This window comes from Thermococcus sp. M36 (assembly GCF_012027355.1).
In the GTDB taxonomy this organism is placed as follows: Archaea; Methanobacteriota_B; Thermococci; order Thermococcales; family Thermococcaceae; genus Thermococcus.
In genome coordinates this window covers 1,160,740-1,175,133 of record NZ_SNUH01000001.1, presented here as the reverse complement: position 1 = coordinate 1,175,133, position 14,394 = coordinate 1,160,740, and the positions used below count along the sequence as shown (strand labels likewise).

The following is a 14,394-nucleotide window of genomic DNA, read 5'->3' as shown; positions in this document are numbered from 1 at the left end:
CTTTTTAAAGCGCCCGCCCAAGCCAACCCCAGAGAGAGATTTAGGTGAGGCTAATGGCGTTAACTTTCAAGTCCAACCCCAACATGCCCGAGGAGATTGCGAGACTGTTTAAAAAGCAGCATTACGCCCTGGTGGGCAGGCACAGCTCGGTCAAGCTATGCCACTGGCTAAAGGAGAGTATAAAGAAGGACAGGTTCTGCTACAAGCAGAAGTTCTATGGCATCCACTCGCACCGGTGCCTGCAGATGACACCTGTAACGGCGTGGTGCAGCCACAACTGCATATTCTGCTGGCGCCCGATGGAGGGCTTCCTTGGCACGGAACTACCGGGGCCATGGGACGATCCAGCCTTCATCGTCGAGGAGAGCATAAAGGCCCAGAGGAAGCTCCTCGTCGGCTACAAGGGCATGCCGGGCATAAACATGAAGAAGTTCGAGGAGGCGTGGAACCCTAAGCATGCAGCGATAAGCCTCTCCGGCGAGCCGATGCTCTACCCCTACATGGGCGACCTGGTGGAGGAGTTCCACAAGCGCGGATTTACCACTTTCATAGTCACGAACGGAACCGTCCCGGAAAGGCTTGAGGAGATGATCAGGGAGGACAAGCTCCCGACCCAGCTCTACGTTTCGCTCACGGCCCCTGACACCGAGACATACAGCAGGGTAAACGTCCCCATGGTGCCCGGGGGGTGGGACAAGATCAAGGAGACGCTAAGGCTCATGGGCGATGCCGACACCAGAACCGTCATAAGGCTAACCCTCGTCAAGGGCGAGAACATGCACAATCCGGAGGGCTACGCGAAGCTGATAAAGCTGGCCAACCCGATGTTCGTTGAGGCAAAGGCGTACATGTTCGTCGGCTTTTCGAGGAACAGGCTGACCATCAACAACATGCCCCGCCACGAGGAGATACGGGCCTTCGCTGAGGAGCTCGTCAGACATCTCCCGGGATACCACATAGAGGACGAGTACGAGCCGAGCAGGGTCGTACTCATAATGCGCGACGACGTTGACAGCCACGGGAGCGGGAAAAACGGCCGCTTCCTGAAGCACTGACCTTCTTTTTTCTTTGGAAAAAGTTTATGTATTTGGCATTCTTAAAATGCCCTTAGGGGTGTAGCATGATGAGAAAGGCCCTAGCTCTGATTGTAATCGTGCTCATATTGGCTCCTGTTGTATCAGCTGGTACAATAGATGGTTCCGTGAGGTTTCTCAGGGACTCCGCACTCGGAACATCCCGGACTCAGGAGTTGAGCCTCTCGATAATGGCCATCACTTCCGCAGCGGATGATCTCCTGTGGAGTGTAAGACCGGATCTGTCGAACCTCGTGTACAGACTGATCGGATACCAGAACCCCGACGGCGGGTGGGGGTACTTCTTCAACGAGCCGAGCAACGTTATTGACACCGCCTACGCAGTCATAGCGCTCCAGAGAGCCCTCCCCATGATGGGCGAAATACAGAAAGACGCTGCCCGGGAGAGCATAGGGAGGGGCGTTTCATACATCCTCTCCGCTAAAGGCAACGGGGGCTGGGGATACGTCCCCGAAACCCCCTCCTCCTGCTACCCCACCCTCATGGCGCTGTGGGCACTTGGAGAGACAGGACACACGTACGATGAGGGGACCGTGCTCAATGCACTGCAGAACCTGGATGACCTGCCATGCGAAATACCGGAGTACGAGGCCCTCGGCCTCAAGATTATGGCCTACCACAGCCTGGGCTATCCGGTGAACGAGAGCATCATAGAGAAAGTTAAAGACATCCTCTTCGAAGGGAACGTGACGGTTGGAGAGAGGGCCCTCCTGACCTACGCGCTGGTTCTGACCAGACCCTTTGACTTTGACACCTACCGCCTCCTCACAAAGCTGGAATCCCACTCCCAGGTAGAGACGCAAGACGTCGCGTACTGGCCGGGAGCGTGGATCGGAGGTGCGACTAGGGGCATCACCGCCGCAACGGCCTTCGCCCTGATGGCGCTCTCCACGACATACGAGAGGGCCCCCCACAGGGAGTTCGAGAACCCGTACTACATGCCCTGCGACGACCTCACAATGCTCCAGAACCCCGACGGCGGATGGGGAGTCGTATTCGGTGCACCCTCAAACGAAAAGGCCACCTACTACGCGGTTTCTGCTATGAGCACCTGCTACCCCACCGCGGCGAACATCGAAAAGGCCCTCAACTGGACGGAGAAGGCGTTTGAAGTGGAGACAGAAAAGATAAGGACGCGCGGGGGAATGACCTACGAGTATTTCTACGCCCTTGAAACTCTCCTCAGGTACGGCCTCCTTTCGGAGGATGAGCGGAAGGAGGCCATAAACCTCATTAAGGGGTCCCAGCTCCGGGGCGGACTGTGGGGACACAGCTTCCTCGGCCCCCAGCCCTACGACACTGCACTGGCGGTAAAGGCCCTGCTCGACCTCGGTGTACCCCCCAATGACCCCACCATCCAGAAGGCCAAGGAGTGGCTCCTGGAGGTGAGCAGCGGAGGGTGGGGCCTCTACCTGGGCGGTTACGTCCGCAAGCTCATGTTCCCCGACACCCTCACAACGATAACGGTTCTTGAGGCCCTGGACGGCATAGCCTCTCCCGACGAACTAAAGCCCCACATCCAGTGGCTCCTCAGCCAGAGGGAGGACGACGGGTGGTCATACAGCAGAGGAACACCGTACAGGAGCCTCGAACTGACCGTCAGGGCCACGGACATCCTGGCCGAATACGGATACAACTACACCAACGAAACTCTAGCCCTGGTGATGAGGTACCGCGATGAGGGTGTCATACAGGAGAACACCGTGGACACTTCAGTTGCGGTGCTCTACCTGTCCCGCTTCCAGTACGTGCCGTCGGTTACACTCTATGACGTCAGGTACACACTCGATACCGAGTCGTTCGAGATTGTGAACCTGACCCTAAGCAACGAGAGCATTGCAAAGATCACCGCGACCCTTTCAAACTACTTCAGCGGCAACTTCATTGAGGGGGCCTCAGCCCAGATCGGTGAGGACAACTATATTGTGTTCGCAGGCTTTGAGGACTACCCGCTGACCCAGTACAACCCGTACCTCACGTTCAGGGTCACTAACGAAACTGTCACCGTCGGCAACATAACAGTCCCGCGGAGAGATGCGATCGTGGTCATCCCCGGAAAGACCCCCAACGGAGTCGTCCTGTTCGTGCTCTCAGATCCCGGCCACCAGGACATAATAGAGCAGATGTTCACCACGGGGTTCATACGCTACATCCGCGGCCATGCCATGGTGCTACTGGTTGAGAGCAACAGGATACGTCTGATTACGGTGGGGTGATCTAGCGGTGAGGGCCCTTATAATAGGGGTTGGACAGTGCGGGACAAAGATAGCGGACATCTTTGCCCTGGTGGACTTTGAGGCCCTCGCGGTGAACACGTCAAAGGGGGACCTCAGCTACCTGAAGCACATACCCCAGGAGCACAGGGTGCTTGTCGGTGAGAGCATCACGGGGGGAAAGGGGGTCAACGCCAACCCCCTGCTCGGGAGGGAGGCAATGAAGCGCGATCTCCCCCTCGTCATGAAAAAAATAGGATCAATAGTCGGATACGATGACGTTGACGTGTTTTTCCTTACCTTCGGGTTCGGCGGGGGAACCGGGGCAGGCGGGACGCCCGTACTCGCGGAAGCCCTGAAGGAGGAGTACCCGGATTCCCTGGTGGTGGCGATCGGTGCGCTCCCACTCCGGGAGGAGGGCATACGGCCCACAATAAACGCCGCGATAACCATAGACAAGCTCTCAAAGATAGCGGACTCAATAATAGCCATAGACAACAACAAGCTCAAGGAGAGCGGCGAGGACATAACCCGGGCATACGAAAAAATAAACTACACCATAGTCGAAAGGATAGCCTCCCTCCTTGCACTGGTCGACGTCCCGGGAGAGCAGACCCTCGACGCGAGCGATCTGAAGTTTGTGCTCAAGGCTTTCGGAAGCTTCGCCACCGTCGGCTACGCAAAAGCGGACGCCAGCAAGATTAGAAATCTGTCGCGGCTCATTATGAAGTCCTTTGAAAATGAGGGACTGTACCTCGACGCGAATATAGAGTCAGCACTTTACGGCCTCGTGGCGATTCACGGGCCCCCCGGGGCCCTCAAAGCCTCTGAAATTTTTGAGGCTCTCGACTACCTCACCAGCAAGATAAAGGGGAAGCAGATATTCAGGGGGTTCTACCCGGATCCGAGGGAGAGGGAGGTCGAAGTCGTAACCCTCTTGAGCGGCATATACGAGAGCAGAAGCATAGAGGAGATAATACTGACCGCAAAAGAGTACGCCCGCTCGTTCATGGAGGCAAAGGAGGAAGCGGAGAACAGAAAGAACGAGCTGCTGAGCGGTTTGCCGGACTTTGACGACCTGTACCCTCCAGCAAGAAGCACAGAGGATCCTGCGGAGGGGGGATAAGGAGGCGGCGTTATGGAACGGGTCAAAGATTCAGTGGAGGTTGTGATGGAACTTGACGAGAGGGAAGTTTACTCCCACATAGCCCACGAGAGCGCAGAGGACCTGATAAGGATAATCTCGTCCATAGACGCCGAACGCGCAAAACTCCGCGGGGAGATCATATACTACCACGATGACTGGGACGAGCTCATAAGGGAGCGGGTGGCAAAGGGCAAGCGGCACACCGCGTTTGACTTCTACAACCCCTTCCTTCTCGACATCTGGGAGGCAAAGGTAAACGAGATAAAGCGCACAAAAAGGCTAGAAAAGGCCTGGTACGTTCTCCTGGGCTCTGCCGTAGCGGTGACGGCACTGCTTTCGGTGAAGACTAGGGTGCCATACATACTCATTGGACTGGCCCTGACGCCCCTTGCATTGCGGGCGAGGGAATACACGTATTCAAGGCTGGATCTCATATACTACGAGCTCGCCCAGTTCTTTATAGACGAGCTCAGGAGCATCACGACCAAGCATTCTCTAAAGGCAGATAGGTACCGCTTCAAGATATTCAGCCGGGATTATTTCGGGGTAAAAATAAAACAGATAGGAACCGGCCTGTTTGCCGTAGTTCAGACTGGAAAATCCGGGGATAACCGTTAAATAGAAGATGGGAGCATACACTCACCGGAGGAAGCATAACATGAGACGGGGCCAGATATCCCTGGAGTTCATGCTGGTGTTCGGGATACTCCTGATACTGATGGTGTACTCAGTTAACAACATCACCTTTCAGTCCGGCTCCCCCTCCACCGAGAACCTGAGGATACAGGTAAGCCTCGAGGAAAAGGCCCTGGCCAACGCTATCTCCGGAACGGTGAGCCAGGTGTACGCACAGGGGGCTGGTGCAAAGGCCACCAGCTACGTAAAGCTGACGTTTCTGAGAAACCCGCAGTACCTGTCCAGCGGACTGGGAATAACCGGCCCGCAGATATTTATAAGCTACGCTAACGGGACATACGTCACCGTCACCGGGAACGGATACGTCCCGATCATGAAGGGGGGCAACAAAACCGTGTTCTGGAGCAGGGCCCTTTACTCCAAGACCCTGTACAACGATTCCCAGGTGTGGAGCCCGTCAGGGAGCATAACCGTCAATACCACCACAATGTACGGCATCGTTATTGACCCCACAACCATCCCGGCCGTTCTGAAGGTCGTCGTGATGTGGGATCCCGCCTCCACAGACTCGTGGGTGTACGACCCGAACCTCGGCGAGCTGAAGATAACAATAAACCCCGGTGGGTGATCATGGGCAGGGGACAGATAACCATAGACCTCCTCTTCGCGATCACGCTCGTGACCATCACGATGCTCAGCCTGGTATCATTCGCCGTCAGCGAAAGGGCCAGCGCCACGGTTCTGGATACCGGGGCCAAGCTTAAGGTCTTCAGTGTGGAGCTCAGAGACGCCGTAGTGAAGGCGTACTCCGGGGGAGGTGGATTCAGACTCAAAAAGGTCTCACCCATACCCCTCTCTGCAGGGGACAACATAACGGTGTCCTTCGACGGGAACAGAAACAGGATCGTAATAGATGCCTCCATCGGGGGCAGGAAGTACAGGGTGGTTCAAAACAGCATGATCCCATTCCATGAGAACTCCACCGTTGTCCTCACACAGAACAATACTGAGTTCTGGGTGGCAGTTGTATACAACCAGACGGAGGGTCTGCTCCATGTCAGGCTCGAACCTTAGGGGGCAGACCTCTGTAGAGATGCTCTTCATACTCTCCATAATACTACTCGGGGTTCTCCTCCTGATCCCCACACACCTTCAGGGGAGCTACGACTCCGCCGTGCTGGTTTCCGTAAGGGGCGCCGCCAGTGATGCGGAGGCCTACCTCCGCGTTGGTGTCATGGTGCTCGACGACCCCATATACGTTCCCCTCAACGAGGTTATCCAGAACTACTCCGACAGCGCCAGGATACGCTTTATAGGGGCCGCCATCAGGAATGAAACCGGGCAATCAATGGCCGTGCTCGTGGATTTTGAACACGATACCTCCATCTCACCCGCAGATGAGTACAGAATAGCGGGCGCGCTTGGGGAGTTCATAAAGAACCGCCTGGCGGCACAGCCCGGGTTCTCCATAAAAAGCGGGAACCTTTACTATGAAGGGAGAAGGGTAATACTGAACGTGAGCGTAGGGGAGAGCTGGGCGGTGGTACCGTGAGGAGGGGCCAGGTATTCTCAATGGACGCCATGCTGTCAATGGTGCTGGTGATCATGCTGCTAGGGACCATAACAGCCACCTCTGAAACCATGAAGGCGGAGATAACGTCAATGATAGAGTGGTACGAAAGAACCAACACCGCGAACAACATGCTCGACGTGCTCACAAAAACCCCCGGCGAGCCCGCAGACTGGGAGAGGAACCCGGGCAGCGTCGTTGTCCCTGGCCTGCTGGACGTTAGGAATCCCCCCCTCATTGACTACGCCAAGCTCATGGCGCTCAATGCCTCGAAAAGCTCCATTGTGGGCACTTTAGCCAACCTGTCCCAGGGAAAGAACTTCCTTCTGGCGGTCTACACCGCCCTGTTCCACGTGGAGGTGAACGGCACGCTGCTGGGGAACGCCACCCCCACGTTCAGCGGCACCTACATCATTCCCACCCCCGAGAGCGGCAGGAACATCGCCGGCTCAACATACTTCTTCGCCCTGATCAACGGGAACATAGTTACCGACCCCGCCTCGATAAACGCGTCTATGGATGCTGCAAGGTGGATAATACCCGCCGAGAGGAAACTCGCGGTGGGCAGGCTGGAGTACAACTTTTCGAGGAACCCGTCTGGTGACGTCCCCCTGCTGTACGGGGTGCTTGAGCAGGCCCCCCCCCAGAACGCCCGCCTGACCTTCAGCGTACCCGACTCCGCCGGGAACCTCACCATCGTCGTCAGGGTCGGATCGCTGATGAGGGGCATACTCGTGTACAAACAAAACTCTGGCGATAGGGCCAAGGCGGTCCTCAGGGACGGCAGCGGAACTGTTCTCTACGAAGGAAATATAACGGGAATAACCATCCCGCTGGTGGACGTCTTCGGGGGAAACTCTGAAGGAAAGGTTGTCGGACTGTGGCTGTACTCCATCCAAGGCTGGGACAGGGGGAGCGTTGAGATCAGCATAGTTCCGGACGTGAGATGGACGCTCAGGCCCAGCTCCGAGCCAGCGGTACTGAGGATATGGGTGTGGGAGCCATGAAGAGGAGAGGGTTCATATTCACACTTGACGCGCTTCTCGCAATGATCCTGGTTATGAGCGTTGTGGCGAGTGTTGTTGCCCTGCGTGAGGGCTACGTTCAGATGGTTTCGACGGCGGAGCGGGTCTCCAGCAACTACGATGTCCAGGAGGTAATGGTAACGCTTGAAAACGTCCCGCTGAACACGCTGGTGAGCCCGGAAGTAATAAGTGCGTGGATAGCCAACGGCACCCTTGACGAGACCCTCCTGGTCAGCCCCTCGATGTCCCCTTTGAGGATAGCCCTGACCTACTGGGCGCTCTCACAGATAGACGCATACAAATCCCTCAATTTAACCGAGAAGGCCAGACAGATCCTGGATGAGGTCATAAGGAAAAACTTTCCCGGCTATGAATACGCCCTGTATATAGACAACACCCTTGTCGCGAACAGCACCCAGCCCACCGACGAGGCCAACATGTACTCCGCAACGGCCGTTGTGAGCGGCTTCACAAAGAACGAGACCCCCCAGGGATACATGACGAGGCTGTTCCTGACCTCCGCGATACACGACTACTCAATACTCCTCGGCATACAGAGGCTCACGGCCGGCGGGGGCTCAAACGTCCTGAGGGTCAAGATCCCCGTGAAGCTGCCCCAGGACGCAACGGACATAGTGGCCAAGGGGGCGATATATGCCAGGATACTCCCCTACAACGACATATACCTGAAGATCATAAACGCGACAAACGCAACAACGTTCTCAAGGGATCTAGGCACTGGGGCAGACCTCAGCAACGACCCCCTCTTCAACTCCGCCTTCGGCCCCGGAACAAACATCATGGACTTCACAATAGACAGCGGGTGGGCGAGCGAGGTTGGATTCGGAAGCGGAAGCGTCGTCCTCCTGTCGTACTCAACGGGCAGCCTAGACTTCGCAAACCCCAACAGGATTGATCTGTACGACGTGACCAGCGACAGGGGCTTCATGCAGTTCCTGACCATCGTGCCCACGGGGAACGTGACCGGGATAACTGTCCACCTTGAGGCCGAGAACATAGGAACCGTGAGGATGTACTACTCGTTCGGCTCCAACGTGTGCCAGTACAGCATCTCAAAGTCGTTCGTCGCAGGGGTGGCTCAATTCAACCCCGATGAGATAAGGCAGAACCTCCTCGAACCGTGCGGTGTGACCAGTCTCGGAAACCATTCGTTCACCCTCATGCTTGCCTTTGACGCAAGCTGGGACTACACCAGCGGGGAGGCGGTGTACGGCTACGGGAGCAACAAACACCTGTTCGGCTTCGGGAGGTCGTGGGTCGAGCTCGACGTTGAGTCCAAGGCATCCCAGATAACGTACGCTATTCCTCTAAGCATAGCCCTTGAGCCGTCGGACTTCAGCTACTCCGGGCCCCTAACCAGCGGCGTTTACTCCTCGATCAGCGCCACCTACACCCTTCCCCCCAGCGCGATACCGTGGTACGCCGACTTCTGGATAGGCATCCAGTACAGCGGTGATGTCTCGGGCAGCCTAAAATTCTGGGAGAACGACCCCGCCAGCGGCACGATCTACGACGGCAACCTCGACAAGTACCTCTTCCGCTTCGGCTACGGAGACATAAACGACTACATCCTGAACCCCGGAACAAACACCTTCCACGGGGAGGCTTCGACGGCCTCAGGCTACTACTACGGGTTCAGGCAGGGGTACGCATGGGGCATCGTCAACTACTTCATAAGGGCATACGCCCCGTACTCAAGGATATTCACAAAGCTCCTGCAGGGATACCCCACCTACAGGGGCTACAGACTGGCGTATTACTCCTCGGACAGCACATCCCCGAAGTACATGTACATCGGGAACCCCCCGTACAGGGATATCTCCGTGGACGAACTGCTACCGGACCAGTACGCCGTTGACGACGCCATACTCAGGCTTCTAAATGAGCTGAACTTCATAGACGACAGAAACGGCGACAGTGAGTGGCTGACACAGCCCTACGACGGGTCGAGCACGAACCCCATTGACGTTGTCCTCCCCCCAAGCGTGAGCGGTGATTTCGCCACCATGAGCAACGTGCCGGGGCTTTTCAACCCGGTTGGTGTGAGGCTCCTCATATGGAGGTCAGGAGGATGAGACGCAGGGGATTTATCATAAACTATACCGTACTTGTCCTTCTTATACCGTTACTGCTGCTCGCCGCTACTTATTCAGACGTCCAGAACCAGATCGTGACTGCACAGGCCGAGAATATCATGGCCGAAAGAATGGGGTGGACCCTGAGCTACATTCAGCTCGACCTCGAAAATGCCCTGAAGATAAGCGGCAAAAGGGCCCTGGCGACAATGATAACCTACCTCGCCGACGAGAGGAGGTTCATAGACGGGATGGCCAACGAGACCATGAAGGATCTGATCCTGACTGGAAGCTCAAGCACCCTCGTGGGCTTTGATCCCCAGAGCATAATGAAGAACCAGACCATAACGGCCTGGCTGAAGGAGATTTCCCAGAAGATAGCCGGAGACGGATACACCCTGAGCTACCCCACTCCCCTGCCAGTGGAGCTGAAGATAGTGCCCCTCGACTCGTTCCACATCGCGATAAAAGCGAGGATTTCAAACCTGACGATAACCGACAGAAACGGCAGGGTGGTTTACTCCGGCTCCATCCCGGTGGAGGGGTATACGTACGTGGTCATAGGGCTGGACGGGACTGAAGACCCCCCGTATCCCGTGTTCACCTCCAGCAGATACCAGAGACCCATCCAGGCCTGCGAGTTCAGCTATCCGGAGCTCGGACAGCTCCCGATCAAATGGCTCACCGGGGTCGGAAACTCAAGCCTTGAAAAAGTCGTTGGAACCTACGGTGTGGACGTCATCATGGGGCAGTACAGCCTCACCCACACCGGCGTCCAGGCCGAGATACTCAACACGAGCGTGGACGGCACCCTTGTGAACCCTTCAACGGTCTTTTCAGTCAACGACACGGGGGTTATGGTGTTCTCAAACATCAGTGTCCCCTACACCACGGGGAACTGGGGCACCGTGAGCACCGACTACGAGCACAGGATCAGCTTTACCCTCACAAACTTCCAGCCGGGGACGCTCACCCTCGTGAAGATGGACGTCTCCAGAATCGCCGCTGACACCGCCCACGACGGGAGGAGCGCGGCCATACTCATACGGGACCAGAACGACAATCCCGTGAACTTCTGGATAGAGAGGTGGGACGACACAACAAACACGCTGTGGCTCTGGATGAACACGACCGACACGGACACCTACTGGCTCTACTACTCCACGAACGACGCCTACAGGACGAGGGGGTACGGTGAGGAGACCCTCTTCCTGCTGATAGACGACTTCACGGGTTCAAGCCTTGATCCGGCCAAGTGGAACGCCCTCGGGAGCTACTCGCTAGACGGGGAGTACATAACCCTCCAGAGCACTGGAAGGGTCATAGTCTCGAACGCAACGTTCTCGCCCCCGTTCTTTGTCAGGTGGCGCATGGAGCCCCCGATAAGCAGGGCTGGCGCGGAGACGTACCAGGCACCTCTCGGTGGTGCGAACTATATTGAGGTCAACATAACATACACCGATGGAGGTTCCTGGAGAATCGCATACTGGCCATTTGATGGAACCGCGGACAGCATAGCGGACATTGAGAACAACGGGCGGACACCCTATATAGACACATACGACGATGCCCTGGTCGCAAAGCAGTGGATAGAGAGCCAGGGCGGTTCCGTTTACCCGGACTACCAGATCCCGATATACCTGAACTCAACCGTGATCCAGGGAATAAACTACAACCCGGCCACGAACAGGGCGGAGATCCAGATAACCGACGAAAGCGGAAAGCTAATACCATTCTGGATAGAGTACTGGAACAGCAACGGGGCGCTGATATGGATCAAGGCCAACTTAACGGAGAGGTATGAGGCAAGGATAAACAGTACACTAGTTTCAGGGCTCTTTAGATGGTTTGGGACAAGATATTACTATATCTCAAACACGAGAATCTCTGGGGGGATTCTTGAATATGACATAGGGAGTACAACCCTCTATTGGGGAGACCAGAGAACATTTTCCTTTGTTGAATATAGAAGGTACCTCGAAACGACCACAAAAATCAGAATAATCTACAACACAGGTGTCCCAACGCGCGGGAACGGGAGCCAGGTCTTCGAGTTCTTCGATGACTTCGATGGAGCCGGTCTGGACACCGGCAGGTGGAACGTTGGAGGCGATTCCGGGAGAATAACCGTCAGCAACGGCATCCTCAAGCTGAACGGGGACAACAACGCCAATACCCCAGATGTATGGATATGGACAAAGCAGACGTTCTCCGAGAGCTACGTGATCGGCATGAAGACTTTCATCGGATCCAGCAGCACGGATGACCCGTTCTGGCTGTGGTACATAGACTCCAATGGATACGGATGGATGGAGGATTTATACTACGATGGAGACCTCGGATGGTTTAATGTAAATGACGGCAGTGCCTACTTCAACCTCGTGGACGGAGGTAACTACCTTAGAGATACTTGGACGCGCGTCGAGATAGCGGTTACTCCACCGGACATCTTCGGGGACGTGGATTTCATCACCTACCAGAACCAGAGCGGGCCCTTCCAGGGGACGTGGAGCGGAAACACTGTCCAGGTCAGCAGCTACACAGGCTATACTGCGGAATCCAACGAACCCATAGGTCTGGGACAGTTCGCAGGCAGCTCAACTGAATACGACTTCATCTACGTTCGCAAGTATCTCAACCCAGACTACCTCTCTATCACGGTGACCAAGCACCTTGGGAGCCAGCCGCTGGCCTACGAGATGACCGGAAGAACCGCCTTCCCGAGCCTCGAAGTGCTGAGGAACTGGGAGAGCATAGCGGGTGCCAACGTGCCGACGCTTTCGCTGTTCACGACCTACGAGGCCAACGTCAGCTACTCCTCCATAACGCTGGCGAAGCTTGCCGACCCAACCACAGTCGACGGCTCCGTGAGCGCCGCGGAGGGGCCCACGGGGAGCGCCAACGTCTCCCTTGTGACTGAATCCTCCGGCGTCCGGTTTGACTGGATAATCGTCGGGAAGTCCTACGTGACAAGCGGCGCCACCATGGGGGAGATCCAGGTTCCGGGGAGTGTGGTATGGAACCTCTACAGTGCAGTCGCCTTTGACGTCCAGCCGTTCGCTGACTGCCTGACCTATGACAAATACTTCGGTGTGTACGCGGCTCCATCCTTCTTTGAGAGGCTTGAGGGCAACTTTGACCCTGCATCAACCGGGATAAACGGGCCGTACTGGGACGACGCAGTGCAGATGCAGAAGGAGCTCGGGCTCATCCCCGCCAACGGCACACCTTACCCCATCGGGCTCCTCACGTTCATATACCAGCCGAGCGACGAAAAGCTTATAGCGGCGCTCATAGACAACGGATACGACCCCACTTCCGCCATCAGCTCGGGTGTATCCTCCGCCGACGTTTACTGGATCAGCGCGGTCGTTGGAACCTCCATACCCGGGTTCACTCCGGCCTCGACAATCCCCACTGGATACCGGGTCTGGGGCGTCTCGATGGGCAACGGCAACTACGTCTCCCTCTCATCAATCGGGTTCTACATAGACACCGGGACTGCCGGAGAGGTACTGGGGAGCCTCGGGAGTGCATGGCTGCTGGACAGGTGATGGGATTGGACCTCGAAGAACTGCTGTACAGAATAGGAGAGGGGGCAGAAACCCTTCCCGGAAGAGCCGCAAGGGCACTGGGGGACATCATCGTCCCGGAGGCTTCCCCCAAACCCCCCTCGTTTAAGCTCCTCCGGAAGCTCGTCAGAAAAGACGTGACCGTCCACGAGCTCCTCAGCCTGCGCCTCCAGCTGAGCTTTATAGCATACCTCCTCGCAAACCTGCTTTTAATGATACTCCATCCCAGCCCCGCTGCCGTGCTGGCGCTCTCCATGATCGAGGCCCTCTACGTGAGGAGAACCACCTTAAAATACCGGGACTTCTTCGTGGATCACGAGCCCTACGCGTTTTTCTACACGTACCTCACGGCTATAACTTTCCTGGCGTTCGAGGGATACGTGGCAGTAAAGCGGTACTATCCGCACGCAGGGTACCAGTACATGTACCTCATCGCCGTATTCCTGCTGGTTCTCGCCTTCAGGTGGGCCTTCAAAGAAAAGTATGGGAGGGACTACACCTACGGGACAGTAGAGGAGGTCAAAAACGACCTCGCCAGGGTCTTCGTCCACGACGACATAGCGGCAAACGTAAAGCCCGGCCGGTACTGGGTTCCCGCCGTGAGAGACCTCGCTCCGGGAAGGGTCGTGAAGCTCCTCGTCGAGGACAGAAAGCTCAGGGGGGCGATCCCCGTAAGGATACTGGAGGTATACCTCGGTGAACCCCAGGGTCAGTCCTCCCACACGTCAACAGAGCCAAAAGCAGAAATCGAGTAAAGTATCAGCAGGTACACCGAATGACACGGCTCAACCAAGTTTGTCTTTGCAAAGCCCCAGCCCTCTTTCTTTATCTCCAGCGGTTCAACCAAGGGACAGTCGGGCAATACAACAACGTACTCACCCCTATCCATGAGGTGGTATCCAAGCCCCCTGGCAACTGCGGCCAAGAACACCCTGAACTCCTCCCATTTCTCGATGTGGATCCGGTAGTACACCGTGTGTCCCAAAATATCACCAGTAAAAGTAAGAAAAACACTTTAAAAAGTTTTTTATTTTGCAATGT

At 56.2% G+C, this 14,394-nt stretch carries 12 protein-coding genes; 11 read left to right on the top strand and 1 reads right to left on the bottom strand.

The window, feature by feature from the left end; genetic code table 11:
- The first annotated feature begins 53 nt into the window (after positions 1-53).
- From twy1 to E3E36_RS06390, 11 genes are all read left to right on the top strand, one after another.
- Positions 54-1,055, top strand: a complete 1,002-nt coding sequence (gene twy1, locus E3E36_RS06440; RefSeq protein WP_167894429.1) for a 4-demethylwyosine synthase TYW1 — start codon at positions 54-56, stop codon at positions 1,053-1,055.
- 68 nt (positions 1,056-1,123) lie between these two features.
- Complete coding sequence (locus E3E36_RS06435) at positions 1,124-3,310, top strand: prenyltransferase/squalene oxidase repeat-containing protein (protein WP_167894850.1); 2,187 nt, start codon at positions 1,124-1,126, stop codon at positions 3,308-3,310.
- A 7-nt stretch (positions 3,311-3,317) separates the two neighbouring features.
- Positions 3,318-4,433, top strand: a complete 1,116-nt coding sequence (locus E3E36_RS06430) for a cell division protein FtsZ (RefSeq protein ID WP_167894428.1) — start codon at positions 3,318-3,320, stop codon at positions 4,431-4,433.
- 12 nt (positions 4,434-4,445) lie between these two features.
- A complete protein-coding gene (locus E3E36_RS06425; protein ID WP_167894427.1) occupies positions 4,446-5,072 on the top strand; it encodes a hypothetical protein in 627 nt (208 codons plus the stop codon).
- Between the two features lie 40 nt (positions 5,073-5,112).
- Positions 5,113-5,718, top strand: a complete 606-nt coding sequence (locus E3E36_RS06420; RefSeq protein WP_167894426.1) for a class III signal peptide-containing protein — start codon at positions 5,113-5,115, stop codon at positions 5,716-5,718.
- Positions 5,719-5,720: 2 nt separating this feature from the next.
- A complete protein-coding gene (locus E3E36_RS06415) occupies positions 5,721-6,164 on the top strand; it encodes a hypothetical protein (protein WP_167894425.1) in 444 nt (147 codons plus the stop codon).
- A complete protein-coding gene (locus E3E36_RS06410) occupies positions 6,145-6,642 on the top strand; it encodes a hypothetical protein (protein ID WP_167894424.1) in 498 nt (165 codons plus the stop codon). The genes E3E36_RS06415 and E3E36_RS06410 overlap by 20 nt, the downstream gene beginning before the upstream one ends.
- Positions 6,639-7,667, top strand: a complete 1,029-nt coding sequence (locus E3E36_RS06405; RefSeq protein ID WP_167894423.1) for a hypothetical protein — start codon at positions 6,639-6,641, stop codon at positions 7,665-7,667. Before E3E36_RS06410 ends, E3E36_RS06405 begins: the two co-directional genes overlap by 4 nt.
- Positions 7,664-9,781, top strand: coding sequence for a hypothetical protein (locus E3E36_RS06400; RefSeq protein ID WP_167894422.1), 2,118 nt, complete (start codon positions 7,664-7,666; stop codon positions 9,779-9,781). The genes E3E36_RS06405 and E3E36_RS06400 overlap by 4 nt, the downstream gene beginning before the upstream one ends.
- Positions 9,763-13,335 (top strand): DUF2341 domain-containing protein, encoded by a 3,573-nt coding sequence (locus E3E36_RS06395; protein WP_167894421.1) that lies wholly within the window; start codon positions 9,763-9,765, stop codon positions 13,333-13,335. The genes E3E36_RS06400 and E3E36_RS06395 overlap by 19 nt, the downstream gene beginning before the upstream one ends.
- Entirely contained in the window at positions 13,335-14,108 is a 774-nt protein-coding gene (locus E3E36_RS06390) for a DUF2101 family protein (protein WP_167894420.1), read from the top strand. Before E3E36_RS06395 ends, E3E36_RS06390 begins: the two co-directional genes overlap by 1 nt.
- On the opposite strand, the gene E3E36_RS06385 is transcribed toward E3E36_RS06390, so the two are convergent.
- Complete coding sequence (locus tag E3E36_RS06385) at positions 14,063-14,338, bottom strand: TonB-dependent receptor (RefSeq protein ID WP_167894419.1); 276 nt, start codon at positions 14,336-14,338, stop codon at positions 14,063-14,065. The genes E3E36_RS06390 and E3E36_RS06385 overlap by 46 nt on opposite strands.
- Between the last annotated feature and the right edge of the window lie 56 nt (positions 14,339-14,394).